At 43.2% G+C, this 20,847-nt stretch carries 15 protein-coding genes, 2 tRNA genes and 2 rRNA genes; 17 read left to right on the top strand and 2 right to left on the bottom strand.

Annotation, left to right across the window (positions count from 1 at the left end; translation table 11 throughout):
• Positions 1-49: 49 nt before the first annotated feature.
• Positions 50-1,108, bottom strand: coding sequence for a YeeE/YedE family protein (locus F612_RS0111665; RefSeq protein ID WP_019557953.1), 1,059 nt, complete (start codon positions 1,106-1,108; stop codon positions 50-52).
• 222 nt (positions 1,109-1,330) lie between these two features.
• Here F612_RS0111665 and folM point away from each other — a divergent pair, with 222 nt between their 5' ends.
• Complete coding sequence (folM, locus tag F612_RS0111670; RefSeq protein ID WP_019557954.1) at positions 1,331-2,068, top strand: dihydromonapterin reductase; 738 nt, start codon at positions 1,331-1,333, stop codon at positions 2,066-2,068.
• 24 nt (positions 2,069-2,092) lie between these two features.
• Here the strand turns inward: folM and hemH are convergent, their stop codons facing one another.
• Positions 2,093-3,280, bottom strand: a complete 1,188-nt coding sequence (gene hemH / locus F612_RS0111675; RefSeq protein ID WP_019557955.1) for a ferrochelatase — start codon at positions 3,278-3,280, stop codon at positions 2,093-2,095.
• A gap of 366 nt (positions 3,281-3,646) precedes the next feature.
• Between hemH and F612_RS0111680 the strand changes: the two genes are divergently transcribed.
• From F612_RS0111680 to F612_RS0111760, 16 genes are all read left to right on the top strand, one after another.
• Positions 3,647-4,471 (top strand): type II secretion system protein N, encoded by an 825-nt coding sequence (locus tag F612_RS0111680; RefSeq protein WP_019557956.1) that lies wholly within the window; start codon positions 3,647-3,649, stop codon positions 4,469-4,471.
• Between the two features lie 52 nt (positions 4,472-4,523).
• Positions 4,524-6,605: a type II secretion system secretin GspD gene (gspD, locus tag F612_RS12740; protein WP_245539543.1), complete on the top strand. Its 2,082-nt coding sequence runs from the start codon at positions 4,524-4,526 to the stop codon at positions 6,603-6,605.
• Positions 6,602-8,059: a type II secretion system ATPase GspE gene (gene gspE / locus F612_RS0111690; RefSeq protein ID WP_019557958.1), complete on the top strand. Its 1,458-nt coding sequence runs from the start codon at positions 6,602-6,604 to the stop codon at positions 8,057-8,059. The genes gspD and gspE overlap by 4 nt, the downstream gene beginning before the upstream one ends.
• 14 nt (positions 8,060-8,073) lie before the next feature.
• Positions 8,074-9,297: a type II secretion system inner membrane protein GspF gene (gene gspF, locus F612_RS0111695; protein ID WP_019557959.1), complete on the top strand. Its 1,224-nt coding sequence runs from the start codon at positions 8,074-8,076 to the stop codon at positions 9,295-9,297.
• A 60-nt stretch (positions 9,298-9,357) separates the two neighbouring features.
• A complete protein-coding gene (gene gspG / locus F612_RS0111700) occupies positions 9,358-9,813 on the top strand; it encodes a type II secretion system major pseudopilin GspG (protein ID WP_019557960.1) in 456 nt (151 codons plus the stop codon).
• A 22-nt stretch (positions 9,814-9,835) separates the two neighbouring features.
• The gene (locus tag F612_RS0111705) at positions 9,836-10,360 is read left to right on the top strand and encodes a prepilin-type N-terminal cleavage/methylation domain-containing protein (protein ID WP_019557961.1); all 525 of its coding nucleotides are present in this window, start codon (positions 9,836-9,838) and stop codon (positions 10,358-10,360) included.
• Position 10,361: 1 nt separating this feature from the next.
• The gene (gene gspI / locus F612_RS13085; RefSeq protein WP_019557962.1) at positions 10,362-10,724 is read left to right on the top strand and encodes a type II secretion system minor pseudopilin GspI; all 363 of its coding nucleotides are present in this window, start codon (positions 10,362-10,364) and stop codon (positions 10,722-10,724) included.
• Positions 10,721-11,386 carry a type II secretion system minor pseudopilin GspJ gene (gene gspJ, locus F612_RS12750; protein ID WP_019557963.1) on the top strand — a complete coding sequence of 222 codons (666 nt, stop codon included), beginning with the start codon at positions 10,721-10,723 and terminating at the stop codon, positions 11,384-11,386. Before gspI ends, gspJ begins: the two co-directional genes overlap by 4 nt.
• The gene (gene gspK, locus F612_RS0111720; RefSeq protein WP_019557964.1) at positions 11,383-12,381 is read left to right on the top strand and encodes a type II secretion system minor pseudopilin GspK; all 999 of its coding nucleotides are present in this window, start codon (positions 11,383-11,385) and stop codon (positions 12,379-12,381) included. Before gspJ ends, gspK begins: the two co-directional genes overlap by 4 nt.
• A complete protein-coding gene (gene gspL, locus F612_RS0111725) occupies positions 12,368-13,576 on the top strand; it encodes a type II secretion system protein GspL (RefSeq protein ID WP_026329764.1) in 1,209 nt (402 codons plus the stop codon). Before gspK ends, gspL begins: the two co-directional genes overlap by 14 nt.
• Positions 13,560-14,048 carry a type II secretion system protein GspM gene (gene gspM, locus F612_RS0111730; RefSeq protein ID WP_019557966.1) on the top strand — a complete coding sequence of 163 codons (489 nt, stop codon included), beginning with the start codon at positions 13,560-13,562 and terminating at the stop codon, positions 14,046-14,048. The genes gspL and gspM overlap by 17 nt, the downstream gene beginning before the upstream one ends.
• Before the next feature lie 68 nt (positions 14,049-14,116).
• Positions 14,117-14,884: a type II secretion system protein N gene (gene gspN / locus F612_RS0111735; protein ID WP_157760555.1), complete on the top strand. Its 768-nt coding sequence runs from the start codon at positions 14,117-14,119 to the stop codon at positions 14,882-14,884.
• Positions 14,885-15,670: 786 nt separating this feature from the next.
• Positions 15,671-17,216: ribosomal RNA gene (locus tag F612_RS12755) — 16S ribosomal RNA — on the top strand.
• 73 nt (positions 17,217-17,289) lie between these two features.
• Positions 17,290-17,366, top strand: a tRNA-Ile gene (locus F612_RS0111750).
• Between the two features lie 4 nt (positions 17,367-17,370).
• Positions 17,371-17,446: transfer RNA gene (locus F612_RS0111755), tRNA-Ala, on the top strand.
• Between the two features lie 468 nt (positions 17,447-17,914).
• Positions 17,915-20,783 (top strand): 23S ribosomal RNA (locus F612_RS0111760).
• The 16S and 23S rRNA genes sit together here with 2 tRNA genes alongside, the layout of an rRNA operon.
• Positions 20,784-20,847: the final 64 nt, after the last annotated feature.

The raw sequence follows: 20,847 nt of genomic DNA on the forward strand, positions 1-20,847 counted from the left end.
TTAAATTAAGATATCTCGATTGCGCTATTTTAGTGTGTATAAAGAAAGGTTACTTCAATAGGTAAGCTCTCATTCTCAACCCTAAAATATTACCGAATAGCGCAAACACCAACCATACCCAGCCGTGTAAACTTCCAGAGGCGATACCGCTAAAGAAGGCTCCGATATTGCAACCTGATGCCATCACGGCACCAAAGCCCATAATAAGTCCACCAAATATGCTCATTAATAAGCGAACGGGTGTGGCTTTTATTTTGGCGCGAGGGTGAATTATTGAGACGACAAGCGCGCCGAATATCACACCAAAGGTCGTCAAGCTGACAGGGTTTGTAAAGGGCGTTTGATTAAGAGACTTACTATTTTCTAGTGCATAATCCCAAAAAGGCCAATCGATGGGCAAACCAGTGAATTCAATCAGCTTAATACCCCAGAATGGAAAAGCTGAACTGATTGACCATGGAGCGCCAGTGACTAAAAATAGGATAGCATTTAGGACTGCAAGCAGTAACCCTGCTAATAAATAGGGGTGAAATTTCCAGTTTTCAGAGTGGAATAATGGCTCTATTTGCCCGGTTTGTTTTTGTTCATGTAATGTTAATACTTTATACAGCCCTAATAGGATGATTAGCTGAATGGCGAGGCCTGGAAGCCAGCCAAAGCTATTTTGAAAGGAAATTGCTGGACTAGTCGGCAGGGTTTGCCAGTCATTAAACGTTGCCGCGGCAATCGTACCCCCGACAATCATAAAGGCTAAGGTTGTAAAAGATAAAGGCTGTAATTGGCCTACTCTGTTAAGTGTTCCAGAGGTGCAACCACAACCAATTTGCATGCCTATTCCAAATATAAAGGCACCGATGGGAATGGCTAAGCTAAGAGGACGAATAAACCCCTCAAATGTCTGTCCCTCCCAAGACTCTACAGCCAATAATGGTGAAAAAAGCAGAATGGCTAAACCGAGCATCCACAATAGCGAACGAAAGCCTAACGTATTGTTGTCGACGATTAAAGAGCGAAAGCTACTGCTGAAGCCAAATTGAAAATAGTTCAACGTGGCACCGAGTAAGCTGCCAATGATGATGTAGTTCAGGAGGTAGAGGTTTTCCGGCATGGGTTTTTCGTAGTCTTTATTTTATGACGTTACAATAAGTGTCTGGGTGTGATTAAAGCCGTGACAATGTGTGCAAGACCGTGTGGGGTGATTGCCCTGTTATAGGGTGTATATTTGCTTGGCGCTATATTAACAATTAATTTTAGAGAATGTAATTCAAAAAATTGATCGGCATATAAGTATAAGTGCTTATTTTTATAATTTTAAAAGGTGTGTATAGCAGTGAAGTTATTGCAAGATGTTGTTTTCATTACAGGAGGAGGTCAACGTATCGGTGCGTTTTTAGTTAAAAAATTTTTGACAGAAACGCATTATCCGGTCATATTTACCTATCGAACGCCGCGCATTCAAGTGGATGAGTTAGTTGCATTAGGCGCCATTGCTATTCAAGTCGATTTTATGGCGAAGGCTAGTTTGCCTGACCTCGTTAAATCACTCCAAGCACGAGTAAGTAGTTTACGTCTGGTGATTCATAATGCTTCTTTATGGCTACCGGATGCAATGGGTACGGATAAGTTACAAGGGGTGGAAGGGGAGTGTTTTGATTCGCTTTTTCAGCTTCATGTTAATACTCCTTACTTTCTAAACAATGCCTTGCAACCGTTACTGGAGAAATCGACAAGTCCTCTTAAGGATGTGATATCGATTTCGGATTACAGTGTGGAGCGGGCTTCTAGCCAATATATTGCTTATTTGGCGAGTAAGGCGGCCTTGCAGAATATGTGTAAAGGATTTGCTAAAAAGTTTGCCCCGACCATTAAGGTGAATGACATCGCACCGGCATTGATTTTATTTAATGAAGGGGATAGTGAGTCTTATAAGCAGAGCCGTTTAGCGCAATCGGCATTAGGTATTGAGCCTGGTCCAATGGTGGTTTGGCAGGCAGTACAATACTTAATGAACTGCTCTTATACAACCGGTACTGTGCTGCCGTTAGAGGGCGGGCGTAGTTTGCTTTAATTGACATTAACTGAGAGTGACTCTCTACCAAAACCAAAAATAATCTCTTTTTAATAAGGGATTTTTTGTGTGTGGAGAGTTAGAACCAGAGTCTTCGAAAGGGCAGCCCATTGCTTTGGCATTGTCTTTACTCGTCTGGCGTTCTATTGAGTCTAACTCGGCATCAAAGTTATCTCGTTCAACCCAGCCTTGTGTATGTTGCAATAAAATATCCGCTAAGGCTTCGGTATGGTCGGGTCGGTCATTTAAACACTTAATAAAACCAAATTTTTCACCGCCTGCTTCTTCAAAATACTCACGGTTCTCTTCTCCAATCTCTTCAATGGTTTCCAAGCAATCGGCCGAAAAACCAGGGCAAATAACCTGAATATCTTTAATGCCAAGGCCAGGTAGCGCCTTCATCGTTGCATCAGTGTAAGGTTTAATCCACTCTTCTTTGCCAAAAATGGACTGGAAAGTGACCTGATACTCATCTTTAGATAACCCCAGTTCTTCAGCGACTAAACGCGAGGTCGCGTGACACTCACAGTGGTAAGGGTCTCCATTATCTAAATAGCGTTGTGGTACACCGTGATAAGACATGACTAATAGTTGGGGTTGACCATTTTCAATTTGGTATTCGCGAATGCTATTCGCCAGCGCTTTGATGTAACCAGGATGGCGGTGATAGTGGTTGATAAAACGCAATTCCGGTAACCAACGCCAAGTTTGCAGCTCTGTTGTCACAGCATCAAAAGTAGATGCGGTCGTGGCAGCCGCATATTGCGGGTACAAAGGGAGCACTACAATACGTTGGCAACCTTTAGCGTGCAGTTCTTGTAAGGCGTGAGCAATGGATGGGTTGCCATAACGCATGCCTAAGGCAAACTCAACACGACCCTGAAAATGTGGACGAACCTGCTCTGCGATCGCATCAAGCTGGCGTTGTGCGATATTTAATAAAGGCGCACCTGGACCTTCGCTATTCCAAACCGTACCATAGGCCGCCGCCGATTTTGCAGGGCGAGTGTTTAATATAATGCCATTTAAAATCAAACGCCATAACCATCGGGCTGGTGGAGGCTCAACCACACGAGGGTCCATCAGGAACTCTTTTAAATAGGGCTTTAATGCCTTTTTAGTGGGAGCATCAGGCGTTCCTAAGTTCGTGATTAAAATACCCGTTGCCGTGTCGACACCATGTTGAAAGTTTTCAAGTCCTTGATACAGCAAAGCATAGCTCCCACAAGTTAGTAGAGTGATAGGGTGAGTTATTTTAGAGGATATTTAAAGAGAAAGGGCTAAAGGTTGCGCAGAAAATTAGGCATTCATAAAAGGACTGTTGGTTATGATTCAATGGTAAGTTAAAAATAATGTTAAGGATCCACTCTATGATGGAGAGTAGACTCCTGATATTAGGTTTGATGAACCTTATTTTTGAAAACTCTATTTAATCGGCTTTTTCCTCCTTTGTTTGATAATTGCTATATACTTATCTTTGCTAAATTAGCCTTTAAATTTGACGTTTAAACGCACTGAGATATCTAGCATTAAAGCTAGATTAAGCCTTTATCGAAATTGCAGACAATAAAGATTAAAATGCTATCCAAAACTTTGAATTTTTCAACGACTCTTTATGTGACAATTTTATGCATCCTTGCCTGGAGTTTAGGTAAGTTATTTGTTGGCTTTCTTGAAGTACCTGTTCAGGTAGTTCAGCCTGAAATGATAGCGCCTAATGTTTCCCAATCTACTGTAAATAATAGATCCATTCTTCCACCATCTTACTTGCTAGGTCGTCCTGAAGCACTCCTGACTCAGAAAGTCATTGAATCTCCTGAGTTGATTAATAAGTCGCGATTGAATTTGAAGTTAACTGGGCTTTTAAAACATCCTTTAAAAAGTATTGCAGTCATCGATGTAAATGGCAGAAATCAGGTGTTCGCCGTGGGAGATGAAATACTAAAGGGTGTGGAATTGATTGAAGTCGGTGCTAATTTTGCAGTGATTTCCAACCGAGGTCTGCATGAAAAACTAGAATTAAAAACCACGCCTAATATTTTAAAAAATAGCCGTTTTGACGAAAGGTCGGCGCATATGAGCGAAGTGCAATCTAAAAAGCTCAATCTAATAAAAGACCAAGTTAAAAATTCACCGCTTTCCATTCTGGGGTATGTGCGCTATGAATTTATCAATAAAAAAGGTGGGCCTGCCATGATTAAGGTTTGGCCGAAACAAGAAACGGCACTCTTTACGGCGTTGGGTTTTCAACCAGGAGATTTATTGAGGGTAGTGAATGGTCACTCTATTGATGAGTTATCGAGCAATCCGGCGTTGTGGCAGGTACTGTTATCTGAAACCAGCTTGTCTGTTGTAATTGATCGACAAGGCGTAGAACAGACACTAAACGTGGAAATGCCTTGATTTAAATATAACGTTTTTTATCCAGTGAATACAATGATTAAAAGGTTTAAAAATGAAACGATTCAGTGACGTTAATCCGTCTGAATACACGCTAAAGCGATCCGGGCGGTGGATGACTTCGATCGTGCTGGCTTTGTCAATATCTTTGACTTGCATCGGCAATGTGCAAGCTGAAGGGGAGATGAAACAGAGTTTCAAGCAAGTTGATATCACCACGGTGATAGAATCCGTTGCAAAAATAACCGGTCGTAATTTTATTATTGATCCGCGAGTGAAAGGTAAAGTTACGCTACTCGCGGAGGAGGGGATGGCTCCAGAGACGCTTTATCAAACGCTATTAGCGGTTTTGAGTGTGCATGGTTATGTTGCCATTCCTGGGGATGGAATCATCAAAATTGTGCCCGCCAATTTAGCAAGAGATCAATTGCCTTATCGTGGTCCGAAAGAGAATGACGACGACTGGGTGACTGAAGTTATTTCAGTTCATAATGTGGCGTCTACAGCGTTAGTGGCTACATTACGTCCTTTGGTTGCAAGAGAAGGCCATTTAGTCGCACTTGCAGAAAGTAATAAGCTGATCATTACGGATACGGTAGCCAATATTAAACGCATTAAAAGTGTGTTAATGCGAGTTGATATTGATTCAAAGGGTGCCTATGAAGTTATTGAGGTTAAAAATGCTTCTGCTGAAGAGTTGGTAAAGACGATTAAAACTGTGTTGCAGAAAGGGCAGGGTGACCTGGATGTCCAGGTCAGTTTTGATGAACGCTCTAATCGCATTGTCTTAACGGGCGAAGAGCATAAGCGTATGATTTTGCGAGCTCTAATTGCCGATTTAGATATTAAGGTCGATAACGCAGGTCGCGTTCAAGTGATTTATCTTCGTTATGCGAAAGCCATTGAAATGGTACCTATTTTACAAAAAATTGCGAAAAACAAAGCCTTGTTGAATGCGGCTGAATCAGCCGGCCCAGAAGGCGGTTCCGGTGTGAAAGGTGCTATTTCCATCGTGAACAGCATAAGTGCTCAAGAGGATATCAGTATTGAAGCCGATGAGCGTATGAATGCCATTATATTAAGTGCACCAATGAGTATTATTACGGCACTGAAAAGTGTTATAACACAGCTAGACATACGACGAGCTCAAGTATTGATTGAAGCTATTTTTGTCGAGGTTTCTGAGGATAAATCTCGTCAATTAGGCGTTGAATGGGGAGTTTTAGGCGAAAATGGCGTTGGGTTGGTTAACTTTTCAGGCAGTATTCCCACGATCCTGGGTAATGTCGGCAATCCCCTTGCGCAATCTTCAGCGATTGGTCGTGGTATTTCCATGGGGTTTGGTGAAGTAAGTGCAGATGGTTCTACTGGATGGGGAGGGTTAATTAAAGCCTTGAGTAGTGATTCGGGATCTAATATTTTAGCGACGCCGTCCATTGTCACGCTAGATAATGAAGAAGCTGAAATCGTCGTTGGTAAAGAGGTGCCTTTTCAGACAGGTACTTATACGAATACGGCAAACAGTGTCACTAATCCATTTAGTACTATTCAACGTAAAAATGTTGGACTAAAGTTAAAAGTCACTCCGCAGATTTTGAATCAAGGTAATGAAGTCTATTTAGAAATCGATCAGGAAGTATCTGATGTGTTGCCAAAAGGCGAGGCCGTTGATATTCAAACAACTAAACGCCAAATCAAAACACAGGTGATTGTTGGTGACGGTAATATGATTGTACTAGGAGGGTTGATTACTGAGAAAGAGACAGAAGTCGAATCCAAAATACCAGGCCTGGGGGATATACCAGGCCTGGGACAATTGTTTACTTCATCTGAAAATAAACGTGAAAAGGTCAATTTGATGGTATTTTTACGTCCTGTTATCATAAAAAATAATGCCATGAACAATTTCTATAGTCAAAAGAAATATAACAAGGTTGTCGATGAGCAAAATGGTGTGCTTCAAAGAATGAATACGGACCGATTAGCGGGAGAGGTTCCACGTTTACCGTCATTAAACGTATGGCAAGAGAAGAAAGTAGTGGTGAAACCGATTAAAAAAGCACCCAATGTAAAGGTTAATGAAAAATCGAAACCGCTCATTAACCCTATGAGCACGGATGAACTGTTAGGCTTATGAGTATTGAACTCTCCTTTAGTTTTGCTCGCAAAAACCAAGTGGTTTTAGCGATTGCAGAGAACAGTGGCATTTTACTGTTTTATACTGATCGAACTCCTGTGTCGGCATTATTAGAAATGCAGCGCCGTTTATTGGAGTCAGAAGTCTCTTTTCATAAGCTTTCTCAAGAGGTTTTTGAAGAAAAGATTAAAGTGAGTTTTGCCAATCGTTCAAGCTCCTCAATGGAATCAATCCAGTCAATCGAAACCCATGACTTAGAAACCGTATTTACCGAGTTAGGCGAGCCTGAAGATTTATTAGATAGCTCTGATGAAGCGCCAATTATAAAACTTTTGAATGCAATTTTAACGGAAGCCATTCGAGAAAATGCTTCTGATATTCATATTGAGCCTTTCGAAAATCAACTGCGTATTCGCTTCAGAGTGGATGGCGTTTTACATACCGTTTTGTCGCCAAAGCAGGGCTTGGCACCAATGTTAGTATCGCGTATTAAGGTGATGGCACGTTTGGATATTGCTGAAAAACGCTTACCGCAGGATGGGCGTATGGCTTTGAAGCTAGGTGGGCGAGCGGTTGATTTAAGAGTCTCGACGATACCCTCCAGTTTTGGTGAACGAGTCGTATTACGAATATTAGATAAGGGTGCAGACCGTCTGATGTTATCTGATTTAGGCATGCCCGCCAAGATGGAAGAGGGTGTGCAGCAGGCTCTGTCGAAATCACATGGTATTTTCTTAGTGACCGGACCGACAGGTTCTGGTAAAACCACGACTTTGTATGCGGGTTTAGGGTTATTAAATGACTCACAGCGCAACATTATGACGATTGAAGATCCTGTCGAATATAACATTGATGGTATTAATCAGACTCAAGTCAATATGAAGGCAGACATGAGTTTTGCAAGAGGCTTACGTGCTATTTTGCGACAAGACCCTGATGTGGTGATGATTGGAGAGATTCGCGATCAAGAGACGGCAAATATAGCGGTTCAAGCCTCATTAACAGGGCATTTGGTATTAACGACTTTACATACCAATACAGCCGTTGGGGCAATCACTCGCTTAAGAGACATGGGAATTGAACCATTTCTGCTCTCATCCAGTTTGGTGGGCGTTCTTTCACAACGCTTAGTCCGATGCTTATGCTCACATTGTCAAGAAACATACAGTGCAGATGCAGCAGAATGCAAGGTGCTTGGTGTAAGTCAAGCGAAGATACATCGGCCGGTGGGTTGTGCAAAGTGTAAACAAACTGGTTATCAAGGTCGAATGGGTTTGTATGAGTTGATTTTAATTAATGATCAAGTCCGTAGCATGATTAATGATAAAGTCGCAGAGATCGAAATTGAAAAAGTCCTCAGAAAGCACTCACGGCCTTTGCATGAGAGTGGCTATGCCGCTGTGCTTGATGGCCGCACTAGTTTGCAAGAAGTTCTGAGAGTCACTCAGGTTTAAAACAGGATAACATTGTGGCGGTATTTGAGTATAAAGCGTTGACGGCATCAGGACAGACTAAAAAAGGTTTGCTGGAAGGAGACTCTGAACGTCAAATTCGTCAAATGTTACGCGATGATGGCTTGAGTCCGGTTGCTATTCAGTCGCTTGCACCCCAAAAGAATAGTGAAAAAAACTTCTTTAGCAGTTTGTTGATACAGCGTATTAAAGTGAGTGATTTAGCGCTTTTTACTCGTGAGCTGTACACGTTGTTGGATGCAAGTATTCCCCTTAATCAAGCTTTAAAATCCCTCTCTCACCAATCAGACTCTAAGCTCATGTCACGTTTCGTTACCGGTTTACATACTAGCGTCACCGAGGGTTATTCATTGGCAATGGCTATGCAGCGTTCCACTTATAGCGTTAGCCAAGAATATATTGCAATCATTCAAGCAGGTGAAGAGAGTGGTTATTTAGACAAGGTTCTTTCCCGCTTAGCCGATGCCATTGAACAGCGTGATCAATTAAATAAAAAACTCAAAACAGCCTTAATCTACCCTGTTTTAATGGTTGTGGTTGCGATTGCTATAGTCCTCTTTTTGATGGTCTATGTTGTTCCAAAAGTGGTGAGTGTGTTCGATAATATGGATCAAGCCTTGCCTCCCCTGACACAAGGTTTGCTCGACATTAGTGCTTTTATGCAAAATTATGCAGAATTTTTGGTGATGCTGGTGATCGCGTTGGTATTGGGTGTGAAGTGGATGTTACGTCAACCCAAATGGCGTTTTAAAATACATGCTCTGCTGTTAAAAACGCCTGGAATAAAGCGCTTCTTGATCTATTCAGAAACCGCACGCTGGGCAAGAACTTTGGGTGTTTTATTATCAAGCGGCGTGAATGTTAAAGAAGCCTTAACGATTTCAGTCGAAGTGATGACTTTGGACCCCCTTAAACAATCTGTATTGAACATGGTTAAGAAGGTACGTGAGGGTAAAAGTGTATATCATTCCATGAACGAAGAGAAAATCTTTCCACCGTTACTTCTTAACCTAGTCAAAACAGGCGAGGGTAAAGGACAGCTTGATAATATGTTATTACGAGGAGCCAAACACTATGAGTCATCGGTAGAAAATGCCGCAGAAACATTGGTGAGTGTTTTAGAACCCGTGATGATTATTGTGATGGGAGGCGTCGTTTTGTTGATTGTGTTAGCGATTATGATGCCTATATTTGAAATGAATCAGATGATTAGTGGTTAATGTAACAAAGCACACATTCGAGCCGCAGACCTGTTGAAAAATAACAATGAAGGATTAAAGATGAAACAACAAACAGCTACAAATAAACAACCAAAAGCGCAACTTCAAAAAGGTTTTACCTTGATTGAATTAATGGTAGTAGTCGTCATACTCGCAGTGCTTGCAGCTTTGGTTGTGCCTAAGTTAATGGATAGACCTGATGAAGCCAGAATTGTAAAAGCTAAACAAGATATCAGCTCTATTGGTTCATCATTACAGCTTTATAGACTGGATAATTTTGTTTACCCAACGACCGATCAAGGCTTAGAAGCGTTATCTGTGAAGCCTACCCAGGAGCCGGTGCCTAAAAACTGGAAACAAGTATTGGACAGAATGCCTATGGATCCTTGGGGTCATCCTTACCTTTATTTGATGCCAGGTGAACATGGAGATTTTGATGTGTTTACCTATGGTGCAGATAATCAAGAAGGGGGAGAAGGTGTAGATGCGACCATTGGCAGCTGGATGATTAAGTAAAATAATCAAACGGTTGAATTCTGTGTACTCAAATTTATTTAAACAGCTCTCGCGCCGGAGGTTAAGTGAAGGTGGATTTACACTCATCGAAGTAATGGTGGTGGTCGTTATTATTTCGATTGTCTTAAGTGTTGGGATGTTGTCATTAAGTCAAAATGAGGAAAGTCAGCTCAGAACGCAAACCATTAAAGTTAAAAGCTTTCTTAAGTTTGTCAGCGACTTATCTGCATTTGAGCAAAAAATGTATCTCGTGGTGCCTGAAAAGACTGGTTTAACGGTTTTTCGTTCAGACAAAGGTATTTGGGAATCTTCCACTAAGGTCAGTGCTATGAGTTGGTTGGTTGAAGCTGAATGGCAAGTCGAACCCTCCGCAGTACGGCGTTACGAATTGCCTAAACCCGGTTGGGTATTTTGGCCGAGTGGAGAGGTAACCCCTGGTTCTATTACACTTATGACTTTGAGCCAGAAGCTCAAACAGCAAGAAGTGATTGAACCACAGGTGATTCAATGGAATGTGTTTTTGCAGTTTGAAGGGAAGGATTTATAAAATGAACTCTCGAATTCAACGCGGTTTTACTTTAATTGAAGTCATGATTGCGCTCACGATTATCGCGATTGCATTAGCGGCATTAAGTCGCTCTCTTGGCTTATCCATTGTCAATCAGTCGGGATTGGAAGAGCGCATTATGGCAACGATGATTGCTGAAAATGAGTTGATAAAGCTGCAAATGACCACTGATGTGGCGAGAGAAACTAAGCAGACAGTTTCGTTTATGAATCTAGAGTGGAAAACTGAACTATTAAAAGAACCAACATTGATACCCGGTATCTACAAAACTGAAATGCAGGTACGTAGAGCAAATCAAACTGAAATTTCTGCTCGGTTAGTCACCATCGTAGGTGAGAAATGAACCCTCTTCACCCTCCAGGATATGTGAAACAATACTTTCAAAAAGGCTTTACGTTAATTGAACTGTTAGTGGCTTTAAGTATTTCAGCCGTTATAGCGGTATTGTCTTATCAATCAATAGACAGTGTGGTTCGAGTGCAGAGCAGTTTTTTTGAACACAATGATAGGATGACGGCAATACAGCGAACGGTGTGGTGGCTAGAGCAAGATGTAGTGCAAATGGTTCCGCGTTCAATTCAAGATGAACTAGGTGGGCGGTTACCAGCTTTTCAATACCGAGAAGATTTGGGTTTGGAGTTAACAAGATTGGCCGAGTTTCCAACGCCTTTTGCGAATGCGGGTTTGATGCGGGTGGGTTATTACCTGGATGGAGACAAGCTTTATCGAAAAGTTTGGCCCACAGTCGATCGTGCCGCAGACAGTGAGCCTGTAAAGTTATTCTTACTCGACTCTGTGAGTCGGTTTTCTGTTCGAATGCTGAATCAGCAAAATCATTGGGTTGAGAGTTGGCCGAGTACGGTGGATTCAAATACCCGTTTACCGAACCTTGTCGAAGTGGTTATTGAACTTAAGGATAAAGGTACCCTAACAAAATTGATTAAAGGGGTTGATAGTGTATCGTTCGCGCCCATCGCAGAGATAAAGAGGGGGTCTCAATTGTGAAGCCGTTTCCAGGGCCCTCTTGTAAAGCAGTCTGCACTAAACCTATTCAAAAAGGATTTGCTTTATTGACGGTATTATTGGTGGTCGCCGTGGTTTCTGTCTTGGGGAGTAATATCCTCTATAAAGAACATCTTTCACTTAAAAGAAGCACCTACATGTTGCACCAATCTCAATCTTTGTCCGTATTATATGGTCTTGAATCCTGGATTAAAACAGGGTTAAAACTCGATGCTGAAAATAGCACGCTTGACGCATTGAGTGAGCGTTGGGCACAACCATTGGTGGCGATTCCGTTTGAAGGTGGAGAGATTACAGGACAGCTCGAAGACCTGTTGGCTAAAATTAATGTCAATAATTTGCTAGAAAAAGAGCCTGATAAACAGAGGTTATGGCGTGCTTTATTGACACGTTATGCGGTGAATCTCGAGCTGAAATCAAACTTTGTTGACAGTTTGACTGATTGGATTGACAGTGATGATGAACCTTTACCTTTAGGTGCGGAAAGTGAAACTTACCTATTAAAGGTGCCAGCTTACCGAACGGCAAACCAAGCGGTTGTCACCTTAAGTGAGTTGAAAAATGTACAGGGGTTGAATGCCTTGTCTCGAAAGCAGTGGGATCAATTCCAGCAAGGTATTACGGCTTTACCTATGGTCACGGCAATCAATATTAATACGGTTTCAGAAATCGTTCTTTTATCTTTGACAGATTGGATGAACCAAGAAATAGCCCAAGCCTGGATTCATCAGCGCAAGATTGAACCTGCTCAAAGTGTTGAGGACTTTAAGGCGTTTTTAACAGAACAGACCGGTTATGCAGTTAAAGAGATTGAACGGGATTTGCCGGATTGGATGATAACCGTACAAAGCCAGTTCTTTTTATTAAAGGGGCATATTCATTATGGTGATTCAGATCAGGGTTTTTCAGCTATTTTTTATCGTGGAATTGATGCAAAAGTGAGTTTATTGCAGAGGTGGTTAAGTGCATCAGAATGAGAGCGTGAATAACGTGAATAAGAAGATTGTCGCAAAAATAGATTTATATGGAACGTTAATTTTATCGTCTGAAAATGGTCAAGCCTTTGAAACAGATTCACTTATTCAGTCGCTGAAGACTCAGGGGATGTTGACTCAGACGATTGACGTGGTTTGGGTGCCCACTCAACAAGTATTATTGATGTCGGTTTTTGTGCCTGGAAAACGCCGAACCGATTGGTTAGCTGCACTTCCTTTTGCACTAGAAGAGTCTCTTTCTGAAGCGATAGAGCATTTCCATATAGTTGCTTTGAACCGTTCCCCACAAGGCAACGTTTCAGCGGCTCTCGTTGAACACGTGTTAATGCAGAAGTGGATTAAAGTGTTAGAAGACAATGGCTTGGAACACACGGCTTTAATTGCCGACTGTTTTAGTATACCGGTCGCAGATAATGACTCTTCCCAAGAGGAAGCTGTTTGGAGTGTCTATACGGCCGATAAATGTCAAATTGTAAGAAAAAACCGGTATTCCGGTTTTGCGGGTAATCCTGAGTGGTTGCAAGAAATTTTTGCTTTAGCGCGGCAAGGTCAAGAAGGTCAATTACCCGAGTTGCGACAAATCACCCAGCAGTATGATAGTTCAACACACACCAAGAATAGGGTGTCTGGTGATAACTTACGAACAGATGAGTATGTCTCTTTGTCAGAGGGGTATTCAATATGGCAACGTTGGCAATGGCATCTGCTGATTCTTTTTTTGATCCTTTTAAGTTTTTTAATGCAGACCTTTTTAGAAACTCAGCGAATGAAAACTCAAGTGCACAACTATCAATCGGCAACCGAAGTGCTTTTCATGCATCTCTTTCCTGAGGTGAATAAAATTATTAATATTCGGGTGCAAACTAAAAATAAAATCAATCAAACTCATCGCTCTAAAAGTGTCGGTCCAAGTCAGTTGCTGCATGAAATTGAAAATGGATTCAAATTGTTCCCGGCGGTTAAGATACAAAAAATACAATGGAACCAAAAGAATTCCAGCCATAAAGGTCATCCGTCAGGACGGCTAACGATTTTTGTAGAGGCTCAAAAAACACATGATTTGGAAGGGTTAAATACTCGTTTGATCTCTGACAAGGTTTCGGGAAAGGTTTCATTGCAAATTAAAAACGTAACCCTCGCGCTAGTGGAAGGAGTTTTTTATGTGGATGAAGATTAACCAGGCCTGGTCACAACTTGCCCAGCGCGAAAAACAATTAGTCACAGTGTTAATGTCGTTCCTAGCTATTGTGTTGTTCTACAGTTTAATCTGGTCTCCGATTCATATTGCAAATGAGCATATGAAACAAGCGCTTGAAAATGCTAAAAATGAATGGGTCTGGCTAAACCAGCAGGCGCCCCTTGTAACTCAATCATCTACAAAAAATCTACCGTTAGATATTCAATCCAAAGCTGGCTTAATGCGTTTTGTTCAAGAAGAGTTGAAGTCTGGAAATTTAATGCATCAAATGCAAGAGCTAAAATTGACAGCCAAGGGTGTGAAGGTGAGTTTCAATAAGGTAAATGCACCCCGTTTGTTTCGTTGGTTGTCAAGGTTGGAGTCGCAAGGCGTGATGGCCAAAAATATGCAGTTAATACCGATTGAGGTTGGCTTAATACAAGCACAAGTAGAGTTTGAGGTTGCACGGTGATGGCTATGTTTATAAAAAATAGGCCAAAAAATAAACAGGATGACACCATTCGGTTAGGTCGATTTTGGATGGTTACATTATTTACCTGCACGCTGGTATTTTCCATGCTTTATAGTCTGCCTGCACGTTGGGTAATTTCTCAGCCCATGGTGCAGAAACAGATTCCTCAACAATGGCTAATCGAAGCTGTGGAAGGTTCTGTTTGGAACGGCGAAATGGCATTATCTACTCACATAACGGACAAGTCTGGTGCGATATTGAATTTAGGTCTCTTGAATTGGGGCCTTGATTGGTTGCCTCTATTTAAAGCAAATATAGGCAGTCAACAAAAATGGATTTTGACGGAAGGGAGTCAAGTCGACTTTTATATTGAAAAAGAGATTCTGTCTGCAGAAGCGCCACTGTTTTTGTCAAATGTGCGGGGTAATATCGACATTGCACAGTTGATCCAGCATTTATCAGTAGCAGGTCTGCAGACACTGGCGGCAACCGGTCAAATGGTTGTCAGCGACATTGATGTAGCTCTGGATCCTTTGACTTTGTGGCCGCAGGAAGTGAGTGGTCAATTTGAACTACGTTCACTTTCTTCTTTCGGTATCAATATCGCTAAGCTGACAGTTGTGCCAAGTATGGTGGCACAGACCCTTTTATTGAGTTTAAGTGCTCAAGAAAATGGTTGGAAGTTAACTGGTCGTGTCAGCATCAAAGAGAATCACACCTATGACATAACGCTTTCTGTAAAGGCTGATTCCGCTCAGAAAATGCCCGACTGGTCACAATTAATGGTGCAAAAAACGCCCACTTCAGCCACTTTTATAAACCAAGGAAAATGGTAGTATGGTTTGGACAGTTTTTAGGACTTAAGGTTTTAAGAGTTATATATTCTTCTTATGATGTATTGCTTAACAAGGCTTTAAGTCAGTAACAAGAGGATAACCAGGCCTGGTTAATTTAAACCAACCCAAAACACCGCATTGATTGCGGTGTTTTAGGTTTCAGTCTTTAGATATTTGATTTCGGTCGCTGAATCAAGATTTATAAAGGGATTGATCCTTTTTTAAACTGCGTAAAAATCCCCAAAAATAGGGGTGTTAAGCCATGTGGTGTGAATAACTCTGTGGATAACCCCTTAATAAGTTGGCGTAAAGTGAATGGTTTCAAATAAGTCATTAAAAAGTCATCAAAAGCATGAAAAAAGACTTGCGTAGTTTGCGAGATTAGATAGAATACGCCCCGTTCCGAAGCAAACACACTTTTTAAGTCGTTTGTTCCGGCCCGTTTGTTATGAGAGATCTTCGGATCGGGTTTAAAATCTTTGAAAATTATTTGAAAATAATAATTGACAAAGAAGTTCAAACCCCCTTATAATGAGCGGCTTACCGGGGAGAAAAGCAACGTTGTTGTTTCTCTTTCCCGAAGAGACCTAAGTTCTTTAAAAATCAGGTAATTCAGAGATAATTTATGTGGAAACTCCTTAAGTGAGTGACGATATAAAAAATCTCGAAAACGACAAAATTATGTAGATATGCAAATATCAGGTAGGAGTAATCCTTCCATGCAAAATCTTGTCAATTCCGAGTGTTAGAGCAGAAGTGCTCGTTATAAATATACTAAGCAAGATTAAACTGAAGAGTTTGATCCTGGCTCAGAATGAACGCTGGCGGTAGGCTTAACACATGCAAGTCGGACGGAAACGATAGAGAAGCTTGCTTTTCTAGGCGTCGAGTGGCGGACGGGTGAGTAACGCGTGGGAATCTACCCTATAGTTGGGGACAACGTATGGAAACGTACGCTAATACCGAATATGCTCTACGGAGTAAAGGAGCCCTCTTCTTGAAAGGTTTCGCTATAGGATGAGCCCGCGTGAGATTAGCTAGTTGGTGAGGTAATGGCTCACCAAGGCGACGATCTCTAGCTGGTTTGAGAGGATGATCAGCCACACTGGGACTGAGACACGGCCCAGACTCCTACGGGAGGCAGCAGTGGGGAATATTGCACAATGGACGAAAGTCTGATGCAGCCATACCGCGTGTGTGAAGAAGGCCCGAGGGTTGTAAAGCACTTTCAATTGTGAGGAAGATTAAGTAGTTAATACCTGCTTAGTTTGACGTTAACTTTAGAAGAAGCACCGGCTAACTCTGTGCCAGCAGCCGCGGTAATACAGAGGGTGCAAGCGTTATTCGGAATTACTGGGCGTAAAGCGCGCGTAGGCGGATTATTAAGTCAGTTGTGAAAGCCCTGGGCTCAACCTAGGAACTGCATCTGATACTGGTAATCTAGAGTTTAGGAGAGGGAAGTGGAATTCCAGGTGTAGCAGTGAAATGCGTAGATATCTGGAGGAACATCAGTGGCGAAGGCGACTTCCTGGCCTAAAACTGACGCTGAGGTGCGAAAGCGTGGGTAGCGAACGGGATTAGATACCCCGGTAGTCCACGCCGTAAACGATGTCAACTAGTTGTTGGTCCTATTAAAAGGATTAGTAACGAAGCTAACGCGATAAGTTGACCGCCTGGGGAGTACGGTCGCAAGATTAAAACTCAAAGGAATTGACGGGGGCCCGCACAAGCGGTGGAGCATGTGGTTTAATTCGATGCAACGCGAAGAACCTTACCATCCCTTGACATCCTGCGAACTTTCTAGAGATAGATTGGTGCCTTCGGGAACGCAGTGACAGGTGCTGCATGGCTGTCGTCAGCTCGTGTCGTGAGATGTTGGGTTAAGTCCCGCAACGAGCGCAACCCTTATCATTAGTTGCTAACATTTAGTTGAGAACTCTAATGAGACTGCCGGTGATAAACCGGAGGAAGGTGGGGACGACGTCAAGTCATCATGGCCCTTATGGGATGGGCTACACACGTGCTACAATGGGGGGTACAAAGAGCTGCCAACTAGCAATAGTGAGCGAATCTCAAAAAACCTCTCGTAGTCCGGATCGGAGTCTGCAACTCGACTCCGTGAAGTCGGAATCGCTAGTAATCGTGGATCAGAATGCCGCGGTGAATACGTTCCCGGGCCTTGTACACACCGCCCGTCACACCATGGGAGTGGATTGCAAAAGAAGTAGGTAGCTTAACCTTCGGGAGGGCGCTTACCACTTTGTGGTTCATGACTGGGGTGAAGTCGTAACAAGGTAGCCCTAGCGGAAGCTGGGGCTGGATCACCTCCTTTAAGACGAAAAAGTCGCGAGCTTGAGTGAGTTTTCACATAAATTGTCTCTGAATTATCATGAAATGAACGACCCGGGTCTGTAGCTCAGTTGGTTAGAGCGCACCCCTGATAAGGGTGAGGTCGGTGGTTCAAATCCACCCAGACCCACCATATTGGGGCTATAGCTCAGCTGGGAGAGCGCCTGCCTTGCACGCAGGAGGTCTGCGGTTCGATCCCGCATAGCTCCACCAATATTACTGTTAATCTGTTTTTTACCTTCTCTACTTAGTTAGAGACAGGTTGAGAGTTGATTAACAGTTGTATTGATGGTTATTTTTCGCTTGCTTTGCAAGTCATAGATAGCCGGAATAACTGAAAGTTCTTTAAAAATTTGGAATAGATCTTAGCGATTATCTAGATTAATCATTTTTAAATGTGTTAATTATTAGACGATCGTTGAAGAGCCTGAGACGACGCCGACTTTTGTCGACTCAGGTGTCACATGCCACCTTCCAATGGCATGTGGCCAAAGCTTCTAGTGGAGTTCTTTAAAGGTATTTAAACCGTACTTTAAAAGAATGATGATGCTAGAAAGTATAGGTAAATACATATATATATATTGAGAACACTCAAGCGTATATCATGACAGCGAAACTTTTAGTTACGTACACTCAATAGACTTTGTAATCAAAAGGCACAAGGTTATTTTTGAGTTGTATAGTTAAGTGACTAAGCGTACACGGTGGATGCCTAGGCAGAAGAAGGCGATGAAGGACGTAGTAACTTGCGATAAGCCAGGGGGAGTCAGTAAACATGCATTGATCCCTGGATTTCCGAATGGGAAAACCCATCCAATTATGGATATCCCCTAGTGGGAGGCTAACCCGGGGAACTGAAACATCTAAGTACCCGGAGGAAAAGAAATCAACCGAGATTCCCTAAGTAGCGGCGAGCGAACGGGGACCAGCCCTTAAGCTGGTATAAGAATAGTAGAATGGTCTGGAAAGTCCAACGATACAAGGTGATAGTCCTGTATGCGAAATTCTTTTATCAGTGAAATCGAGTAGGACGGGACACGAGAAATCCTGTTTGAACATGGGGGGACCACCCTCCAAGGCTAAATACTCTCTTCTGACCGATAGTGAACCAGTACCGTGAGGGAAAGGCGAAAAGAACCCCTGAAGGGGAGTGAAATAGAACCTGAAACCGTGTACGTACAAGCAGTAGGAGCAGACTTGTTCTGTGACTGCGTACCTTTTGTATAATGGGTCAGCGACTTACATTATGTAGCGAGGTTAACCGAATAGGGGAGCCGTAGGGAAACCGAGTCTTAAATGGGCGATTTAGTTGCATGGTGTAGACCCGAAACCGGGCGATCTATCCATGGCCAGGTTGAAGGTGCCGTAACAGGTACTGGAGGACCGAACTCACGTATGTTGAAAAATGCGGAGATGAGCTGTGGATCGGAGTGAAAGGCTAATCAAGCCCGGAGATAGCTGGTTCTCCTCGAAAACTATTTAGGTAGTGCCTCATGTATCACTCTAGGGGGTAGAGCACTGTTATGGTCTAGCGGTCCGTCAAGGATTAGCAGCCCATTGCAAACTCCGAATACCTAGAAGTGCAATCATGGGAGACAGACTGCGGGTGCTAACGTCCGTTGTCAAGAGGGAAACAACCCAGACCGCCATCTAAGGTCCCTAAATATTACTCAGTGGGAAAGGATGTGGGAAGGCTCAGACAGTCAGGAGGTTGGCTTAGAAGCAGCCACCCTTTAAAGAAAGCGTAATAGCTCACTGATCGAGTCGGCCTGCGCCGAAGATTTAACGGGGCTAAGTAATATACCGAAGATGCGGATGCACATAGTGCATGGTAGAGGAGCGTCGTGTAAGCCTGCGAAGGGGCACTGTAAGGTGTCCTGGAGGTATCACGAGTGCGAATGCTGACATGAGTAGCGATAAAGGGAGTGAAAAGCTCCCTCGCCGAAAGACCAAGGTTTCCTACGCAACGTTAATCGACGTAGGGTTAGTCGACCCCTAAGACGAGGCCGAGAGGCGTAGTCGATGGGAAGCAGGTTAATATTCCTGCACTATTTATTACTGCGATGGAGGGACGGAGTAGGCTAAATCAGCCTGGCGATGGTTGTCCAGGTTTAAGATTGTAGGCAGAGAGATTAGGCAAATCCGGTCTCTTGTTAATGCTGAGAATTGATGACGAGCCCTTTTTTGGGTGAAGTGATTGATGCCATGCTTCCAAGAAAAGCTTCTAAGCTTCAGGTAATAAATAATCGTACCCCAAACCAACACAGGTGGTCGGGATGAGAATTCTAAGGCGCTTGAGAGAACTCGGGTGAAGGAACTAGGCAAAATGGTACCGTAACTTCGGGAGAAGGTACGCCCCGCTCGGTGATGAGACTTGCTCTCTAAGCTAGGAGGGGTTGCAATAAAATGGTGGCTGCAACTGTTTACTAAAAACATAGCACTGTGCAAAATCGAAAGATGACGTATACGGTGTGACGCCTGCCCGGTGCCGGAAGGTTAATTGATGGGGTTAGCTTCGGCGAAGCTCTTGATCGAAGCCCCGGTAAACGGCGGCCGTAACTATAACGGTCCTAAGGTAGCGAAATTCCTTGTCGGGTAAGTTCCGACCTGCACGAATGGCGTAATGATGGCCACACTGTCTCCACCCGAGACTCAGCGAAATTGAAATCGCAGTTAAGATGCTGCGTACCCGCGGCTAGACGGAAAGACCCCGTGAACCTTTACTACAGCTTTGCACTGGACTTTGATACTATCTGTGTAGGATAGGTGGGAGGCTATGAAACTTTAACGCTAGTTAGAGTGGAGCCAATCTTGAAATACCACCCTGATATTATTGAGGTTCTAACCTAGGCCAGTGAATCCTGGTCAGGGACAGTGTATGGTGGGTAGTTTGACTGGGGCGGTCTCCTCCTAAAGAGTAACGGAGGAGCGCGAAGGTACCCTCAGCACGGTCGGACATCGTGCAATGAGCGCAAGAGTAAAAGGGTGCTTGACTGCGAGACTGACACGTCGAGCAGGTGCGAAAGCAGGTTCTAGTGATCCGGTGGTTCTGTGTGGAAGGGCCATCGCTCAACGGATAAAAGGTACTCCGGGGATAACAGGCTGATACCGCCCAAGAGTTCATATCGACGGCGGTGTTTGGCACCTCGATGTCGGCTCATCACATCCTGGGGCTGAAGTCGGTCCCAAGGGTATGGCTGTTCGCCATTTAAAGTGGTACGCGAGCTGGGTTTAGAACGTCGTGAGACAGTTCGGTCCCTATCTGCCGTGGGCGTTGGAAATTTGAGGGGGGCTGCTCCTAGTACGAGAGGACCGGAGTGGACGAACCGCTGGTGTTCGGGTTGTCATGCCAATGGCATTGCCCGGTAGCTACGTTCGGAAAGGATAACCGCTGAAAGCATCTAAGCGGGAAACCTGCCCCAAGATTAGATTTCCCTAGACTTTAAGTCTTCTGAAGGGCCGTTAGAGACTATGACGTTGATAGGCAAGGTGTGGAAGAGCAGTAATGTTTGAAGCTAACTTGTACTAATTACCCGTGAGGCTTAACTATACAACTCAAAAGTAACTTTTGAGTACGTGACTAAAAGTAAGTCATGATATACCTTGAGTGTATC

This window comes from Thiomicrorhabdus arctica DSM 13458 (assembly GCF_000381085.1).
Classification (GTDB): Bacteria; Pseudomonadota; Gammaproteobacteria; order Thiomicrospirales; family Thiomicrospiraceae; genus Thiomicrorhabdus; species Thiomicrorhabdus arctica.